Origin of the sequence: Shinella pollutisoli, from assembly GCF_024609765.1 — a bacterium.
Lineage (GTDB): Bacteria > Pseudomonadota > Alphaproteobacteria > Rhizobiales > Rhizobiaceae > Shinella > Shinella pollutisoli.
Window position 1 is genome coordinate 20,977 of sequence record NZ_JANFDG010000040.1, and the last position, 16,089, is coordinate 37,065.

The 16,089-nt window shown below is 67.7% G+C and carries 16 protein-coding genes; 6 read left to right on the plus strand and 10 right to left on the minus strand.

The genetic code is table 11. The features are described 5' to 3' along the window. Position 1 precedes the first annotated feature (1 nt). The 3 genes from NNZ72_RS23440 to NNZ72_RS23450 form a co-directional block, all read right to left on the minus strand. Positions 2–2,032, minus strand: a complete 2,031-nt coding sequence (locus NNZ72_RS23440; RefSeq protein WP_257318110.1) for an ABC transporter permease — start codon at positions 2,030–2,032, stop codon at positions 2–4. 4 nt (positions 2,033–2,036) lie between these two features. Next, on the minus strand, positions 2,037–3,056 hold the full coding sequence (locus NNZ72_RS23445) for a quaternary amine ABC transporter ATP-binding protein (protein WP_257318111.1): 1,020 nt from the start codon (positions 3,054–3,056) through the stop codon (positions 2,037–2,039). A gap of 62 nt (positions 3,057–3,118) precedes the next feature. Then, on the minus strand, positions 3,119–4,084 hold the full coding sequence (locus tag NNZ72_RS23450) for an ABC transporter substrate-binding protein (RefSeq protein WP_257318112.1): 966 nt from the start codon (positions 4,082–4,084) through the stop codon (positions 3,119–3,121). Between the two features lie 240 nt (positions 4,085–4,324). Here NNZ72_RS23450 and NNZ72_RS23455 point away from each other — a divergent pair, with 240 nt between their 5' ends. Beyond that, positions 4,325–5,086, plus strand: a complete 762-nt coding sequence (locus NNZ72_RS23455) for a DeoR/GlpR family DNA-binding transcription regulator (RefSeq protein WP_257318113.1) — start codon at positions 4,325–4,327, stop codon at positions 5,084–5,086. On the opposite strand, the gene NNZ72_RS23460 is transcribed toward NNZ72_RS23455, so the two are convergent. The 6 genes from NNZ72_RS23460 to NNZ72_RS23485 all read right to left on the minus strand — a co-directional run bounded on the left by NNZ72_RS23460 (position 5,087) and on the right by NNZ72_RS23485 (position 11,588). After that, a complete protein-coding gene (locus NNZ72_RS23460; protein ID WP_257318114.1) occupies positions 5,087–6,880 on the minus strand; it encodes a monovalent cation:proton antiporter-2 (CPA2) family protein in 1,794 nt (597 codons plus the stop codon). An 89-nt stretch (positions 6,881–6,969) separates the two neighbouring features. Further along, complete coding sequence (repC, locus tag NNZ72_RS23465; RefSeq protein ID WP_257318115.1) at positions 6,970–8,229, minus strand: plasmid replication protein RepC; 1,260 nt, start codon at positions 8,227–8,229, stop codon at positions 6,970–6,972. A gap of 156 nt (positions 8,230–8,385) precedes the next feature. After that, positions 8,386–9,420 (minus strand): plasmid partitioning protein RepB, encoded by a 1,035-nt coding sequence (gene repB / locus NNZ72_RS23470; RefSeq protein ID WP_257318116.1) that lies wholly within the window; start codon positions 9,418–9,420, stop codon positions 8,386–8,388. 2 nt (positions 9,421–9,422) lie between these two features. Next, the gene (repA, locus tag NNZ72_RS23475) at positions 9,423–10,628 is read right to left on the minus strand and encodes a plasmid partitioning protein RepA (RefSeq protein ID WP_371747816.1); all 1,206 of its coding nucleotides are present in this window, start codon (positions 10,626–10,628) and stop codon (positions 9,423–9,425) included. Positions 10,629–10,814: 186 nt separating this feature from the next. Then, the gene (locus NNZ72_RS23480; protein ID WP_257318118.1) at positions 10,815–11,063 is read right to left on the minus strand and encodes a WGR domain-containing protein; all 249 of its coding nucleotides are present in this window, start codon (positions 11,061–11,063) and stop codon (positions 10,815–10,817) included. Positions 11,064–11,147: 84 nt separating this feature from the next. After that, entirely contained in the window at positions 11,148–11,588 is a 441-nt protein-coding gene (locus NNZ72_RS23485; RefSeq protein ID WP_257318119.1) for a MarR family winged helix-turn-helix transcriptional regulator, read from the minus strand. Positions 11,589–11,670: 82 nt separating this feature from the next. Between NNZ72_RS23485 and hmgA the strand changes: the two genes are divergently transcribed. After that, positions 11,671–12,996, plus strand: coding sequence for a homogentisate 1,2-dioxygenase (gene hmgA, locus NNZ72_RS23490; protein ID WP_257318120.1), 1,326 nt, complete (start codon positions 11,671–11,673; stop codon positions 12,994–12,996). 14 nt (positions 12,997–13,010) lie between these two features. Here the strand turns inward: hmgA and NNZ72_RS23495 are convergent, their stop codons facing one another. Continuing rightward, entirely contained in the window at positions 13,011–13,571 is a 561-nt protein-coding gene (locus NNZ72_RS23495) for a DUF2585 domain-containing protein (protein WP_257318121.1), read from the minus strand. Between the two features lie 104 nt (positions 13,572–13,675). Between NNZ72_RS23495 and NNZ72_RS23500 the strand changes: the two genes are divergently transcribed. From NNZ72_RS23500 to NNZ72_RS23515, 4 genes are read left to right on the plus strand one after another with little or no spacing between them, the layout of a single operon-like run. Beyond that, positions 13,676–14,692, plus strand: a complete 1,017-nt coding sequence (locus NNZ72_RS23500) for a fumarylacetoacetate hydrolase family protein (RefSeq protein WP_257318122.1) — start codon at positions 13,676–13,678, stop codon at positions 14,690–14,692. A 7-nt stretch (positions 14,693–14,699) separates the two neighbouring features. Then, a complete protein-coding gene (maiA, locus tag NNZ72_RS23505; protein WP_257318123.1) occupies positions 14,700–15,338 on the plus strand; it encodes a maleylacetoacetate isomerase in 639 nt (212 codons plus the stop codon). A 50-nt stretch (positions 15,339–15,388) separates the two neighbouring features. Further along, positions 15,389–15,631 carry a type II toxin-antitoxin system VapB family antitoxin gene (locus tag NNZ72_RS23510; RefSeq protein WP_257318124.1) on the plus strand — a complete coding sequence of 81 codons (243 nt, stop codon included), beginning with the start codon at positions 15,389–15,391 and terminating at the stop codon, positions 15,629–15,631. Next, on the plus strand, positions 15,631–16,026 hold the full coding sequence (locus NNZ72_RS23515; RefSeq protein WP_257318125.1) for a type II toxin-antitoxin system VapC family toxin: 396 nt from the start codon (positions 15,631–15,633) through the stop codon (positions 16,024–16,026). The genes NNZ72_RS23510 and NNZ72_RS23515 overlap by 1 nt, the downstream gene beginning before the upstream one ends. Positions 16,027–16,089: the final 63 nt, after the last annotated feature.

Consider the following 16,089-nt stretch of genomic DNA (forward strand, 5'->3'; position numbering starts at 1 on the left):
GTCAGCTGACCCTCTCGCGGATGCGGCGCGCGCCGGCGGAGATCAGCCGGTCGGCGATGATGGCGATGAAGGCGACGGAAAGGCCGGCGATGAGGCCGCGGCCCGTATCCGCCTTGGTGAGCGCGATATAGACCTCCTGGCCGAGGTCGCGGGTGCCGACGAGCGCGGTGATCACCAGCATCGACAGCGCGAACATGATCGTCTGGTTGAGGCCGAGCATGATCTCCGGCAGCGCCAGCTTCAGCTTGATCTTGGTGAGGATCTGCAAGCGCGTGCAGCCCATCGCGCGGCCGGCCTCGACGACGCGCGGATCGACGCGCTGCAGGCCGAGCACGGTGTAGCGGATGGCGGGCGCGACGGCATAGGCGACGACGGCGATCATCGCCGTGAAGTCGCCGACCCTAAACAGCATGACGACCGGCATCAGGTAGACGAAGGAGGGCAGCGTCTGCAGCGTGTCGATGACGAGCTGCAGCCAGCGCCACAGTCGTTCCCGCTCCGCGGCGAGGATGCCGAGCGGGATGCCGATCAATGCTGCGAAGACGACCGAGACGCCGCAGAGATAGACGGTGATCGTCGCCTTCTCCCATTGCCCCGTGACCGCGATCAGCAGCGCCAGTACGCCGACGAGGGTCGCGAGCCGCAGGCCTCCGAGCCGGTAGCCGGCGAGCGCCAGCATGAGGACGACGCCGGACCAGGGCAGACCGCCGAGCAGGCGCTTCAGCGGCACGAGCAGGTTGAGCAGGATGGCGTTGCGGATCGCCTCCAGCGCATCGAAGAAATTGACGTTGATCCAGCGCACGACCTCCGACCAGAACGCGCCGGTGGAGACCTGCCAACCTTCCGGAAAGACCTGCGCCGCCGGAACCGCAAGCCCCGCGAGGAAGGTGACGATGACGACGGCAAGGGCCGCGACCAGATAGGGATGACGGGCGACGAGGCCGGTGCCCGAGGGCGCAAGCGCCGCGGGCTGGCCGGCCTTCTCGGCATAGGCCTGGCTCAGCCGGTCGAGGGCGACGGCGAGCGCGACGATGGCGAGCCCCGCCTCCAGCCCCGCGCCGATGTCGAGGCGGCGCAGCGCTGCCAGCACGTCGAAGCCGAGGCCGCCCGCACCGATCATCGAGGCGATGATCACCATGTTCAGCGAGAGCATGATGACCTGGTTGACGCCGACCATCAGGCTGTCCTTGGCCGACGGGATCATCACCCGCCAGGTCATCTGCCGCCGGCTGCAGCCGACCATGTTGCCGAGGTCGCGGATCTCCGAGGGCACGGAGCGCAGCGCCAGGATGGTGACGCGCGCCATCGGCGGCAGCGCGTAGATCAGCGTCGCGACGATGGCCGCCGTCGGGCCGAAGCCGAAGAAGACCAGCACCGGCACGAGATAGGCGAAGACCGGGATCGTCTGCATGAGATCGAGCACCGGCACCAGCGCCCGCTCGAACGGCGGCCAGCGAAAGGCGGCAAGCCCGAGGACGAGGCCGACGACGACGCCGATCGGCACCGCGACGACGATCGAGGCGAGCGTCACCATGGCGCTCGTCCACTGGCCGAAGAGCACGAGGAAGCCGAAGCAGGCCGTCACCAGCGCCGCAAGCCGCAGGCCGCCGGCGTGATGGCCGATGAGCGCGACGATGGCGAGCACCGCCAACCACGAGAGCGGCGGCAGCTGCTGCACCGCGCTCGACCCCTGCCCCGAGAGGAGCCCGGTCGAGAGCAGGCTCAGCACGGCGCGATAGGGCAGGTCGATGACCGCGGCGACGAAGCGGGTGAGGTCGGTGAAGGTGAAGAGGCCGAAGGTCGCCTCGTCCTGCAGCCATTTCGTCGCCCGGCCGATCCAGCGCGCCGCCGGCAGCTCCCAGGCGGAGGGATAGACGAAGGCCCATTTGGCGACGGGTTTCGCGAACTGCCAGAAGAGCACGAAGGCGAGGAGCGCCGCCGGCCAGAGCCAGCGGGCGCGCACCGCTCTCTGTCCCGCGCGCTCCGGCAGCGGCGTCGAGACGGGCTGGAGGAAGGGGAAGGAGGCGCCCATGCCGTCAGCCCCGCATCATCACGTCGACGACGGCGGCGCGGTCGAGGAGGCCGACCGCCCTCCCCTCCCCGTCCGTCACGGCAAGCGTATCCGCGCCGTTCGCGAAGAGCGGTGCGGCCTCCGCCACCGCAGCACGGTCGCTAATCGAGATTTTTGGCGCGGCCCCGTCGAGCCCACGCATCAGCGAGGCGACCTTGACGACCTTGGCGCGGGCGACGCTGCGGGTGAACTCGGCGACGTAGGGGGTCGCCGGACTGAGCACGAGGTCCTCCGGCGTGCCGGCCTGGACGATCTCGCCGTCCTTCATGATGGCGATGCGGTCGGCGAGCCGGATCGCCTCGTCGAAGTCGTGGGTGATGAAGACGATGGTCTTCTTCAATACCGATTGCAGGCGCAGGAACTCGTCCTGCATCTCGCGGCGGATCAGCGGGTCGAGGGCGGAGAAGGGCTCGTCGAGGAACCACAGCTCCGGCTCGACGGCAAGCGAGCGGGCGATGCCGACGCGCTGCTGCTGGCCGCCGGACAATTCGCGCGGGAAGACGTGCTCCTTGCCGGCGAGCCCGACGAGCTCGATCATGCGCCGCGCCCGCTCCTCGCGCCTTGCCCGGTCGATCCCCTGGATCTCCAGCGGGAAGGCGACGTTGCCGATCACCGTCAGGTGCGGCAGCAGCGCGAAGTGCTGGAACACCATGCCCATGCTGTGGCGGCGGATCTCGATCATCCGCGCCTCGCTCGCGGCGAGCAGGTTCTCGCCGTTGAAGAGGATGTCGCCGGCCGTCGGCTCGATGAGACGCGACAGGCAGCGCACCAGCGTCGATTTCCCCGAGCCCGAGAGCCCCATGATGACGAAGATCTCGCCGGCATGGACCTCGATATTGACGTCGCGCACCGCGCCGACGGCGCCGGCCGCGCGCAGGTCCGCCCCGCTCGGCCGGCCGCCGTCCGGCGCAAGCAGCCCCTTGCCGCCCGCACCGAAAATCTTCCAGATGCCGCGGCAGACGAGTTTCGGTTGATCGGAGGCCATCGTCGTTCCGGTCGCGTTGCGGGAGGATCGGCCCGCCGCGGGGCGGGCCGAAGGTCTCGCGTCTACTTCTTGATCCATTCCGACCAGCGGGCCTCGTTCGCCGTCATCCATTCCGCGACGACGTCGGAGATCTTCTGGCCTTCGAGGTCGACCTTGGTGATCATCGCGCCCATCTCGTCGTTGTCGACGGTGAAGGCCTTGATCGCGGCATAGGCGCCCGGCCACTTGTCCTTGACGCCGGCCCAGCCGACCTTCCAGATCGGGCCGAAGGGCTTGCCGCAGTCATAGGCCGCATCCGGGTTCAGGCCGGCCGCCGGGTCCTCGTAGCATTCCTTGGAATAGGGCGGGAACTCGACCCACTCGCCCTTGTATTTCGCCGGCGCCCAGTGCGGCGCGTAGATCCAGAGCAGGATCGGCGCCTGGCGCTGGTAGGCGCTTTCGAGCTCGGCGAAGAGAGCCGCGTCCGTGCCGGCATGGATCACCTCGAAGGGCAGCTCCAGCGCCTCGACGCGCTCGTCGTCGAAGCCACCCCAGGTGACGGGACCGCCGAGATAGCGGCCCTTCGGCGCGGTCTCGGGGATGGAGAAAGCCTCCGCGCAGGCCTCGCTCTTCAGCGCCTCCCAGTTGGGAAGGCCGGGGCACTTCTCCTTCATGTATTCGGGATACCACCATTCTTCCTTGGCCTGCATGCCGGTCTCGCCGAAATTCTCGACCTTGCCGGTGGCCGTCGCCGCGTCCATGGCGTCGCGGCCGGTCGTCTCCCACATCTCCATGGCGACGTGCAGGTCGCCGCTTTCGAGGCCGGCGAACTGCGCGAGATAGTCGGCCTGGACATATTCGACGGAATAGCCGGCCTTCTTCAGGACCTCGCCCATGATCTCCGTGGTGATGAGCTGCCCGGTCCAGTCGTGCAGCGTGAGCTTGATCGGATCGGTCGATTCCTGCGAAAAGGCAGGCGTGGTCGCGAGCGCGGCGGACAGGCAGAGCGTCGCGGCAAGCGTCTGGGACAGGCGGAATGTCTTGAACATGCGTGTTCTCCCGGTCGCACGTATGAGGTCGATGCCGTGTGATGCCGAACCGGACGCCGTTCCCTGTTGTGGTTATCTGATGCTTGCGCGCCGGCCGTGCGCCAATCTCACGCGGTATGAAAGCGGCTGTCAATCCTGATATGTGGCTTTTTCTGTTTTTATGACCGATTATGCGGCTTTCCTTGCCAGACGGCGCCGCGGCGATTATGACAGCGGAGGGGCAAAGGCGGGCAGGCGGACATGAACCATTCCAAGCGGCACAACGACATTCTGCGGCTTCTCCAGCAGGACGGCACGGTGACGATCTCCGATCTCGCGCGCAAGCTGGACGTCTCGCTGGAAACGGTCAGGCGCGACATCCGGCCGCTGACGGAAAGCGGGACCGTGGTGAAGATGCACGGCGCCGTGGCGCTGCCATCCGTCATCGGCGAGGCACCCTTCGAGAAGCGCATGCGCGAGAACAGCGCGGCGAAGAAGGCGATCGCGGTGGCCACGGCCGCCACGATCCGCGACGGCGATTCGATCATGCTCGACACCGGCACGACGACGAGCTTCCTCGCCCGCGAGCTTCTCGGTCACCGCCGGCTTACCGTCGTCACCAATTCCTCCGACATCGCCCGCACGCTCTCGACCGTCAACGGCAATCGCGTCTACATGGCCGGCGGCGAGCTTCGCAGCGACAACGGCGCGGCCTTCGGCATCTCGGCGATCGAGTTCATCAGCCACTTCACCGTGACCCATGCCATCATCTCGACCGGTGCGATCGACGCCGCGATCGGCGTGATGGACTACGACCTGGAGGAGGCGGAATTCGCGCGCGCCGTCGTCTCGTGCGGCAAGCGCACGGTCGTCATCACCGACCACTCGAAGTTCGGCCGGCAGGGTCTCGTGCGCGTTTGCGATCTCGCCGCGATCTCCGACCTCGTCACCGACAAGGCGCCGCCGCGCGACGTGGCGGCCGCGCTGAAGACGGCGGGCGTTCGCGTCATCCTCGCCGGCTGATCACGACGTTCCGGGGCTCGGCCGGCGCGGCGCATTGCCGTGCAGGAGGTCGCGGCCGGCATAGATGCCTTCCGTGATGCCGACGGCGAAGCGATCGGCGTCGCGGCGGCGGATGTCCTCGAGGATGCGCGCGCGCTCCTCTACCTCCACATTCAGCATGGCAAGCGCCTTCTCGCCGATGGCGAGTGCCGACTCGAAGGTCTCGCGCATCTGCCAGTCGACGCCGGCGTGGATCAGCTCCATCGCATGGCCGCGGTCGAAGGCCCGCGCCAGCACCGGCACCAGCGGGAACTCCGCCTTGACGAGCTCGACGATCTTCAGGCTCGCCTCGCGGTCGTCGATGGCGACGATGATCAGCCGTGCGGAAGGAGCGCCGGCCGCATGCAGGATGTCGAGCCGCGCCCCGTCGCCGTAATGGACCTTGAAGCCGAAGTCGCGCGCATCGCGGATCGCTTCCGTGTCAGTCTCGATGATCGTCACCGAGCAGGCATTGCCCAGCAGCGGCTGGCTGACGATCTGGCCGACGCGGCCGAAGCCGATCAGCAGCACGCTGGCGCTGAGGTTCTCCGCCGCCTCCACGCCTTCCATCGACGGGACGGGCTTCGGCGCCAGCCGGTCGTGCAGGATCACCATCAGCGGCGTCAGCGCCATGGAGACGATGACGGTCGCCGTCAGGATCGCGTTGGCCTCGCCGTCGATGATGCCGACGGCGGCGGCCGCCGCATAGAGCACGAAGGCGAACTCGCCGCCCTGCGCCATCAGCACCGCGCGTTCCAGCGCCTCCGCCGTTCCGCTGCCGAGAAGCCGCGCGACCGCGAAGATCGCAAGCGTCTTCAGCACCATGTAGGCGACGACCGCGACGGCGATCAGCGGCCAGTTCGCCGCGATCACCGCGAGGTCGAGCGCCATGCCGACGCCGAGGAAGAACAGGCCGAGCAGGATGCCGCGGAAGGGCTCGATATCCGCCTCCAGCTGATGCCGGAAGGAGGATTCCGACAGGAGCACGCCGGCGAGGAAGGCGCCCATCGCCATCGAAAGGCCGCCGAGCTGCATGGCGAGCCCGGCGCCCAGCACGACGAACAGCGCGGCCGCCGTCATCACCTCGCGCGCCCGCACCCGGCCAAGGATGCGGAACAGCGGATCGAGCAGGTAGCGCCCGGCGAGCACCAGCGCGAGGATGGAGCCGAGACCGACGGCGATGCCGGTCAGGCGCTCGGCGGGCGTCACGCTCTCGCCGCCCGGCGCGAGGAAGGCGACGAGCGCCAGGAGCGGCACGATCGCCAGGTCCTCCAGGAGCAGGATGGCGATGATCCGCCGTCCCTTCGGCGCCGCCAGCGCGTGGCGTTCCTCCAGCATCTGCATGACGATCGCCGTCGAGGTCAGCACGAAGCCGGTTCCTGCGACGAAGCTCTGCGGCAGCGGATAGCCGAGCGCGAGGCCCACGCCGCTCAGAAGCGCGATGCAGACGGCCACCTGGATCAGGCCGAGGACGAAAATCTCCCCGCGCATCGCCCAGAGCCGCGCCGGCTGCATTTCCAGGCCGATGACGAAGAGGAACAGGACGACGCCGAGCTCGGCGACGTGCAGGATCGATTGCGGATCGGAGAAGAAGCCGAAACCGAACGGCCCGATGGCGAGACCCGCGACGAGATATCCGAGAACCGAGCCGAGGCCGAGCCGCTTGAACAGGGGCACGGCGATAACGGCCGCGGCAAGCAGGACGACGATCGGCACGAGATCGACGCCGCCGTGGGCGACGGCCTCGCTCGCATGGGAAACGGCTTCGACGGCCATGCTCTTTCACCCCTTCCGCCCGGCGCTCGATCGCGGGCAGCCAGTCAACAGGATCGGCCCCGGCCGCGCAACCGGAGAAATGCAGGATCTCATCCCGTCCGCCGCTCCGGCAGGCCGCGGGCGCGCGCCAGCGACATCAGCATCGGGCCGAGCGAGAATTCGCCGCGTTCGGCCCGTCGCGTGAGATCGCGCAGGTAGCCGCCGGCCGAGTTGATGTGTCCCGCCCGCTCGAGGATGCAGGCGATCACGGTGGCCGCGCTTTCCGGACCGAGCACCGCACAGGCCTCCTCGTAGGCCGAGGGGCTGACACCGAGCATGGAGCGCACCACGACGGCCGCCGTCATCAGGTCGCGCCAGCTGCGGACCTCGCCGCCCGGCCCGAAGGCGACGATTTCCGGGCAGGCCTGGAGGACGAGGGCGAGCGGATAGGGTTTTACCGCCGATTGACCGCCGGCCTCTCCCCTCCCCCTCCCTTGCGGCTGCCTTTCCTCCGCCGATCCCGGCCGGACCGCGACCTCGCCGCCCGGCTTCGTTTCGAAGCGTGGTTCAAGTTCAATTGGGGGGTTGGTGTTTGAATTCTGTATGTGCCGACCGTTTTGGTCGGCATTGCCGTCTCGATTCTGCGAAAATGCGAATCTTTCCAGCCGGTTGACGATCAGCTCGCGCAACGCTTCGAGCCGTGCCAGCAGGTCGCGGAGATTGTCGCCGGTCGCAACCCGCGGCAGGCCGCGCATGAGACCGCGGTATTCGGCCTCGAAATCGAGCCATTCGGGAGCGCCGTCCTCTTCCAGGCCCGTCGCGATCAGTTTGGCGATGTCACGACGCACCAGCGTCAGCCGCTCGCGCAGCCGCTGCAGGAGGAGCCGTTCCGCTGTCACCTCGGCCGCGAGCGTCTCGATCTCGCCGGCGCGGGCAAGGAGCGGCGCGAGCGAGAAGCCGAAGGCCTCGTCGATCGCGCCCTCCCCGTCCCTGCGGGCGTAGCGCTTGCCGTTGGGGCTGTCGCGGCGTAGAAGCAGTCCCGCCTCGACCAGGGCCGCCAGATGCCGGCGCAGCGTCGTCTCCGCCATGCCGTGCGTGCGCAGCGAAAGCTGGGCGTTCGACGGGAACACCACCAGCGGCTCGTCGCCGGCAAGCTCGCTCTTCGGATAGAAGCTCATCAGCGCGTTCAGCACGGACAGCGCCCGGTCGCTGATGCCGAGCTTCGCCCGCGCCTCGCACAGGGCGCGGTAGAGTTTCCACTTGTCGGCGCGCGCCTCCGGCGCGACCGTCCGGGCCAGCGCCTGGCTTGCCAGCATGCCGAGCGACACCGCCCGCCGCCCGAAGGGCGCCGTTACACCTGCGATCTCCATGTCTCTTCACCTTCATCGAGGCAAAAGAGGACCCATCACCGAAACCGGTGCCAAAGGCTCTTGACTGTGATTCGGGGAAGTGCGATTCTCAAGCTGCTAAACGATGAGAAGGGCTTCCGCGACGGTAACGTTGAGGGGGCCTTTTTCTTTTGCGGTTCAATCTCCTGTTTCGTCCTGCCGTTCCGCCCGGAACGCCTCGTAGAGGCGATCCAGGTTTTGCGTGATATAGGCGCCGAAGGCGGCGGCCTCGGCGGCCTTGAGCGCGATCGTGTAGCCGCGCCCGCTGCTCCGGATGCTGGCGCGCACGTCGTCGCGCGCCCATTCCTGGCCGACGGCGGCCTTTTCGGCCTTCGACGCGGCGTCGCGCGCCAGATGGCTGGCCAGAAGCTCGAAGCGGTCCTCGGGCGTCCTTGCCTGAATGCGCTCGCGGGCGAGGAAGTCCAGCGCCCTCGCCTCCGCCGCGTCGTCGTCGAAGCGCGTCGACAGCTCGTGCCAGCGGTCGCGGCCGACGGCGAGCGCCGGGCCGATTCCGGCCATCACCGCCTTCGGGATACGGTTCACCACCGACAGCATCTTCGAGACGGTTGTCTTGTCGGCGCTGAGCGCCGCCATGATCGTCTCGCGATCGAAGCCGCGCGCCTCCAGCTCGCCGGCGAAGGTCGCCCGCTCGATGAAGGCAAGGTCGGCGCGGGCGCTGTTCTCCTGCCCCTGGGCGATGACGTGGTCGCGGTCGGAGAGTTTCTTCACCACCGCGCGGACCGGCCGGCCGAGCAGGCGCGCGGCCTTGGCGCGGCGATGGCCGAAGGCGATCTGGTAGAGGCCTTCCCTGGCGGGATGCGGACGCACGAGGATCGGCGAATCCTGCCCCCTCACCCGGATCGCCTCCACCAGCTCCCGGAACTGCTCGTCGGAATGGACGAGCCGGTCGGAGACGAAGGAGTCCTCGATCTCCTCGGGCTGGAGCTCGACGACGACCTCGCCGGCCGTCAGCTTCGCCTCGATCTCGCGCGCGGCGTCCGCCTTGGCGGCGAGCGCATCGATGCTGCGCGTCACGGCGCCGAGCGCGCCGATGCCCTTGTAGGTGAGCGGCTGACGCCCCTGCCCGGCGGTCTCCGCCTGCGGCGGGTTTACCGCGGTCAACTTATCGCCGGACGGCTCCATGAGGCTGGAAAGGACATTCTTGCGCGCCATCGTCAACGCCCCCATGCCTTGTGGATGAGGTCGGTGATCTCGGCATTGACCGCATCCATGGATTCGAAGGCCCGGTCATAGGTCGCGCGGGTGAACTGGCTGCGGTCGACCTCGTAGAGCGTCTGGTTGGTGAGCGCGGCATCGGAGATGGCGACGCTGCGCAGCATCGGGTTGGTCAGCACGTGCTGCTTGAACATCGAGCGCATGAAAGCGACCATCTGGGTCTGCGGCCCGTCGGAAGGGTCGTAGCGCGTCACGAGATAGCGCAGCCAGTCGAGGTTCATGTTGCCCCCGGCCCCCTTCAGCGTGTTCAGTACCTCGCCGAGCATCTGCAGGAACTGGCACATGGACATGACGTCGAGCATCTGCGGATGCACGGTGATGAGCGCGGCGGTGGCGCCGCAGATCGCGCTCATCGTCAGGAAGCCGAGCTGCGGCGGGCAGTCGATCACCACCACGTCGTAGTCGTCGGCGACGGACGCAAGCGCCTCGTCGAGCCGGGCGAAGAAGACGCGGCCGTAGTCGCCGGCATTGCCCTGGGCGAGGATGCGCGGCGTGTCGTGCTCGAACTCCATCAGCTCGAGATTGCCGGGCACGAGGTCGAGGCCCGGGAAGTTCGTCTTGCGGATGACCTCCCTCAGCGGCCGGCGGTGCTCGTCGTAGCGGATCGCCGCATAAAGCGTGCCGTTCTCCTCGACGTCGAACTCGGGCTGGAAGCCGTGGATCGCCGAAAGGCTCGCCTGCGGGTCGAGATCGACCGCGAGCACCCGGTGGCCGGTGAGTGCGAGGTGCTGGGCGAGATGCGCCGTGGTCGTCGTCTTGCCGGAGCCGCCCTTGAAGTTGACGACGGCGATGACCTGCAGGTGCTCGCGCCCGCGCCGGCGCGGCACGTAGCGCTGGCCGCCGCGGCCGTTCTGTTCCAGGTAGGCGCGCATCTCCAGGAGCTGCTCGGCCGTGTAGGAGCGCCGCCCCGAGGGCGTGACCTGCGGCAGCGGCCCCTTGCCTTCCAGCGACAGGTTGCGCAGGTAGCCGCTCGTCACGCCGAGGAAATGCGCCGCCTCGCTCAGCTGGAACTGCCGCAGCGTCTTCTGCGCCGTCGGCGGGAACATCTCCAGCCGGTGCTGCTTCAGCTTGTCGGACAGCTCGTGCGCCTGACCGATGATCAGCTGATCGACCTCGGAGATCGCCTGTCCGAACATTGCCGCCATATTCATATCGAGAATCTCAAAATGCGATTTCAAGCCCATCCGGCCGTTTAAACCGCATTTAGAACCGATTCTGGCAAAGGGGCAAGGCATTTATGGTTAACGAAAGGTTAACGCAAAAGCTTGGCTTTCCAGCAGTTTACCGTGGTAAACCTCGTCAACCGGATCGGCGGGCCGGCACGCCTTCTTCTATCCGATTCTTTCCGCCACCTCGACATAGCCTCGCCTCAACCGCCGCGCTGCCTGCCGTTCGAGCGCGAGGCGCGCTTCCGTCATCGTCGCGTGCAGCGTCGAGGCCTGCCGGCCGCGCGTACCGATCCGTCCCCAATGCCGCAGCACCGCGACCTCGCCGAACAGCGCCGGCTCCAGCGAGAGGATGTAGAAACGCGCCATGTTGCGCCGGGCGTCGATGCGGCGGAAGACGATCGGGACGGTCATGGCCCGATTCTGCCGCCAGCCGGAATCGGCGTCCAATGAAAGTCCTGAATCGATCCGGCCGGAGCGATTCATCCGTGTGAAGGGTCAGGCCGGCCGCCTGCCGATCATGGCCGTTTCGACGGCCGAAAGGCCTGCCTCCAGCGCACGGATGCCATCGCCGAGAAGGGTCGCCAGTTCCTCCTCGTAGCGGCGCGCGAGCACCACCATCTCGGCGTGGATGCGCCGGCCGGCGGCCGTCAGTTCCAGATGCTCGATGCGGCGGTCGGCCTCGTCCACCTGCCGCCTCAGCCAGCGCCGCTCCTCCAGCGCCCGGACCGCACGGCTCACCTTGGTCTTGTGCATGGCGGAATGGGCGCCGATCTCGGTGGCCGTCATCCGGCCCTTGGCGCCGAGGGCCGCGAGCGTGCGCCATTCCGGCCGGGTCATGTCGTAGCGGCCCCGGTATTCGGCGGCGAACCGCAGGCTCACGCATTCGGCCGCCCGGTTGAGCCGATAGGGCAGGAATGCCTCCAGGTCGAAGTCCATGGTCCGGCCTTGATGGTTACAAAATGGATGGTTACGCCTGCAACCATCCGGATATGGCAGTTTCGAGGAGGAGGAGCAAGCCATGACCCAGGGAACGCCACTCGCCTACATGCCGGGCTTCGGCAACGATTTCGAGACGGAGAGCCTGCCCGGCGCGCTGCCGCAGGGCCAGAACAGCCCGCAGAAATGCAACTACGGCCTCTATGCCGAGCAGCTTTCCGGCTCGCCCTTCACCGCGCCGCGCGGCACCAACGAGCGCTCCTGGCTCTACCGCATCCGTCCGAGCGTGCGTCACACCCGCCGCTTCTCGAACGCGAGCCTGCCGCACTGGAAGACCGCGCCCTGCCTCGACGACCATTCGCTGCCGCTCGGCCAGCTGCGCTGGGGGCCGCTGCCGGCGCCGGCCGAGCGCTGCAATTTCCTCGAAGGCATCCGCACCATGACGACGGCGGGCGACGTGCTGACGCAGACTGGCATGGCCGCGCACGCCTATGCCTTCGACACCGACATGGAGGACGACTATTTCTTCAATGCCGACGGCGAGCTGCTGGTGGTGCCGCAGGTGGGCGCGATCCGCGTCTTCACCGAGATGGGCATCATGGACGTGGCGCCGCTGGAAATCTGCCTCATCCCGCGCGGCATGATGGTCAAGATCTCGCGACTGGGCGAGGGGCCTCTCTGGCGCGGCTATGTCTGCGAGAACTACGGCGCGAAGTTCACCCTGCCGGACCGCGGGCCGATCGGCGCCAACTGCCTCGCCAACCCGCGCGACTTCAAGACGCCGGTCGCCGCCTACGAGGACAAGGAGACGCCCTGCCGGGTCCACGTCAAATGGTGCGGCCGCTTCTACGTCACCGAGATCGGCCATTCGCCGCTCGACGTCGTCGCCTGGCACGGCAACTACACGCCGTTCAAATACGATCTGAGGACCTTCTCGCCCGTCGGCGCGATCCTGTTCGACCATCCCGATCCGTCGATCTTCACCGTGCTGACGGCGCCGTCGGGCGAAGAGGGGACGGCGAATGTCGACTTCGTGATCTTCCCGCCGCGCTGGCTGGTGGCCGAGCACACGTTCCGTCCGCCCTGGTATCACCGCAACATCATGAGCGAGTTCATGGGTCTGATCCACGGCCGCTACGACGCCAAGGAGAAGGGCTTCGTGCCCGGCGGCATGAGCCTGCACAACATGATGCTGCCGCACGGCCCGGACGCGACCGGCTTCGAGAAGGCGACGAACGCCGAGCTGAAGCCGGTGAAGCTCGACGAGACGATGGCCTTCATGTTCGAGACGCGCTTTCCCCAGCAGCTCACGCGCTTCGCCGCGGAGCTGGAGACGCTGCAGGAGGACTATCTCGACTGCTGGGACGGGCTGGAGCGGAAGTTCGACGGCACGCCGGGCATCCGTTGACCGCGGTAAACTTCTCAGCCGCCCTGCCAGACCTTCACCGCCTCGACCGGCCAGGCGAGCATCAGGATGTTGAGGGCGAGCCCGTCGCGGATGAGCCAGGTCGTCAGCGCCTCGAAGACGACGATGATGGCCACGCTCGCCCAGACGGGCAGGCGCGCGGCGAGGAAGAAGCCGACGACCATGGCGAGGATGTCGGCACTCGAATTAATGACGCTGTCGCCGAAATAGTCGAGCGAGATCGTCGATTCGCGGTAGCGGTTGATGATCGCATCGGTGTTCTCGACGATCTCCCAGGCACATTCGACGACGAGCGACAGCGCCAGCCGGACGTTGAGGCTCGCGCGCGGCAGGAGGAGCCGGAACAGGCCGAAGAACAGGATGCCGTGGATGATGTGGCTCGGCGTGTACCAGTCGGAGAGATGCTGCGAATTTTCCGAGGAAACCACGACCCCGTGCCAGAGTTTCACATATCCGCACTTGCAGATCAGCGGCTGACCCATCGTATAAAGGACGACGGCGGTTGCGCCGATGGCGAAGGCGGCGATCAGCAGAGGGTTCAGGACCGTACGGTTCAAGGCGGAATTTCCTGGAAGGATGCGGCGCACCGCAAGAGGGCAGGGGTAAACGGCCGGAGGATGGCACATCCGCAGGCTCACAAACAAGATCGGGAGGCACGGCATTGAAACTGGCGACATTGAAGGATTCCACGCGGGACGGCCGTCTGGTGGTGGTATCGAGGGACCTGACGCGCTGCTCGGAGGTGGGCCACATCGCCCGCACGCTGCAGGCGGCGCTCGACGACTGGGCGCATGCCGGCCCGCGGCTCGCCCGCGTCGCCGAGGGGCTGGAGACCGGCTCGCAGCCGGCGATCCGCTTCCACGAGCACGACGCCGCCTCGCCGCTGCCGCGCGCCTACCAGTGGGCGGACGGCTCGGCCTATATCAACCACGTCGAACTGGTGCGCCGGGCGCGCGGGGCGGAGGTGCCGGAGAGTTTCTACACCGACCCGCTGATGTACCAGGGCGGCTCGGACGGCTTCCTCGGCCCCCGCGATCCCATTATCGCCGCGGATGAAGCTTGGGGCATCGACATGGAGGGCGAGGTCGCCGTCATCGTCGACGACGTGCCGATGGGAGCGAGCGAGGAGGAGGCGCGCTCCGCGATCCGGCTCGTCCTGCTCGTCAACGACGTGTCGCTGCGCAACCTCGTCCCGGCCGAGCTCGCCAAGGGTTTCGGCTTCTTCCAGTCGAAGCCGGCTTCCGCCTTCTCGCCGGTCGCGGTCACGCCGGACGAGCTGGGCGAGGCCTGGGACGGCGGAAGGCTGCATCTGCCGCTCCTCGTCTCGCTGAACGGCAAGACCTTCGGCCGCGCGGATGCCGGCACCGACATGACCTTCGACTTCGGCCGGCTGGTCGCCCATGCGGCGAAGACGAGGCCGCTCGCCGCCGGCTCGATCGTCGGCTCCGGCACCGTGTCGAACAGGGAGAACGGCGGGCCGGGCCGGCCGGCTGCGGCCGGCGGCATCGGCTATTCCTGCATCGCCGAGCAGCGCATGGTCGAGACGATCGAGATGGGCGCGCCGAACACGCCGTTCCTCGCTTTCGGCGACACCGTGCGCATCGAGATGAAGGACAAGACCGGCCATTCGATCTTCGGCGCGATCGAGCAGACCGTTAAGCCCCTCGGGACCGCGTAAGGTGGCCATGACGGAGATCGTCCTCTTCGACTACTGGCGCTCCTCCGCCAGCTACCGCGTGCGCATCGCGCTGGAAAGCCTCGGCCTTGCCCATCGCCGCGTACCCGTCGACCTCCTCGGCGGCAGCCACCGGGCGGCGGAGCACCGCGCCCGCAACCCGCAGGGCCTCGTGCCGGCGCTTGCGATCGACGGGCTGATGCTGACGCAGTCGCTGTCGATCATCGAGTACCTTACCGAGACGCGCCCGCAGGCGCGTTTCCTGCCGGAGGATGCGGCCGGCCGGCAGCGGGTGCGCGCACTCGCGCAGGCCATCGCCATGGAGATCCACGCCGTCTGCAACCTCGGCGTCGTCGACCACGTCGTGGCGCTCGCCGGCGGCGGCGACGGAACACGGGCGGCCTGGATGAAAAAGTTCATCGGCGAGGGGCTGCGAGCCGTCGAGGCGATGCTCGACCATCCGGCGACGGGCACCTTCTGCCACGGCGAGACGCCGACCATGGCCGACTTCTGCCTCGTGCCGCAGGTCTACAATGCCGGGCGCTGGGAGGCCGACATCGCCGGCCTTTCCCGCGTGCGCCGGATCGCCGAGACGTGCCGGGCGCTTCCCGCCTTCGCCGCTGCGCATCCCGACGCGGTGAAGGGCTGACACATCCGTTCCGGCATGGTATATATACCGCATAGAAAGAGGGATATATCGTGCCGCTCTACGTCAAGGACCCGGAAGTCGACCGCCTCGCGGAAAAGCTCTCCACGCTCCGCAAGGTCACCAAGACCGAGGCCGTGCGCCAGGCGCTGGCGCACGAGCTCGAACGAGAGAGCGCGGAGCCGACGCTGGTGGAGAAGGCGCTCGCGATGACCCGCGCCCTCGGCGAGAAATACCCGCCGGTCGGCCCGCCGGCGGACAAGGCCTTCATCGACAGCCTCTACGAAGACGACTGATGTTCGTCGACGCCTCCGCCATCGTCGCGATGATGACGAACGAGAGCGATGCCGTCTCGCTCTCGGCGCGCCTCATGGCCGCCCGGTCGAGGACGACGTCGCCCATGGCGCTATGGGAAGCGGCCGTCGCCTATGCCCGCATTTCCCGCCTCGATCCGAACGCGGCGCTGCAGGAGGTACAGGCCTATATCCACTCTCTCGGCATCACGATCATGGCGATGGAAGGAGACCTCGCGGCGGCGGCCGTCGACGCCTACCAGCGCTTCGGCAAGGGCCGCCATCCCGCCGGGCTCAATTTCGGCGACTGCTTCGCCTACGCGGCGGCGAAGCGCCTCGGCGTGCCGCTCCTCTACAAGGGCGACGACTTCGTGCTGACAGACATCGAGCCCGCATGAAAAAAGCAACGGTGTTAGGCCGCAAGCGTTTTTGTGAGATGGTCTCTCATTCTTGCGTTGAGG

Excerpts from the sequence above, each read along its gene's own strand:
- NNZ72_RS23480 (WP_257318118.1), bottom strand. The coding sequence starts at position 11,063 with ATGACCGTCCCGATCGTCTTCCGCCGCATCGACGCCCGGCGCAACATG.
- repC (WP_257318115.1), bottom strand. The coding sequence starts at position 8,229 with ATGGAGATCGCAGGTGTAACGGCGCCCTTCGGGCGGCGGGCGGTGTCG.
- NNZ72_RS23440 (WP_257318110.1), bottom strand. The coding sequence starts at position 2,032 with ATGGGCGCCTCCTTCCCCTTCCTCCAGCCCGTCTCGACGCCGCTGCCG.
- NNZ72_RS23460 (WP_257318114.1), bottom strand. The coding sequence starts at position 6,880 with ATGGCCGTCGAAGCCGTTTCCCATGCGAGCGAGGCCGTCGCCCACGGC.
- NNZ72_RS23485 (WP_257318119.1), bottom strand. The coding sequence starts at position 11,588 with ATGGACTTCGACCTGGAGGCATTCCTGCCCTATCGGCTCAACCGGGCG.
- maiA (WP_257318123.1), top strand. The coding sequence starts at position 14,700 with ATGACGGAGATCGTCCTCTTCGACTACTGGCGCTCCTCCGCCAGCTAC.
- NNZ72_RS23445 (WP_257318111.1), bottom strand. The coding sequence starts at position 3,056 with ATGGCCTCCGATCAACCGAAACTCGTCTGCCGCGGCATCTGGAAGATT.
- NNZ72_RS23515 (WP_257318125.1), top strand. The coding sequence starts at position 15,631 with ATGTTCGTCGACGCCTCCGCCATCGTCGCGATGATGACGAACGAGAGC.
- hmgA (WP_257318120.1), top strand. The coding sequence starts at position 11,671 with ATGACCCAGGGAACGCCACTCGCCTACATGCCGGGCTTCGGCAACGAT.
- repB (WP_257318116.1), bottom strand. The coding sequence starts at position 9,420 with ATGGCGCGCAAGAATGTCCTTTCCAGCCTCATGGAGCCGTCCGGCGAT.
- NNZ72_RS23455 (WP_257318113.1), top strand. The coding sequence starts at position 4,325 with ATGAACCATTCCAAGCGGCACAACGACATTCTGCGGCTTCTCCAGCAG.
- repA (WP_371747816.1), bottom strand. The coding sequence starts at position 10,628 with ATGGCGGCAATGTTCGGACAGGCGATCTCCGAGGTCGATCAGCTGATC.
- NNZ72_RS23450 (WP_257318112.1), bottom strand. The coding sequence starts at position 4,084 with ATGTTCAAGACATTCCGCCTGTCCCAGACGCTTGCCGCGACGCTCTGC.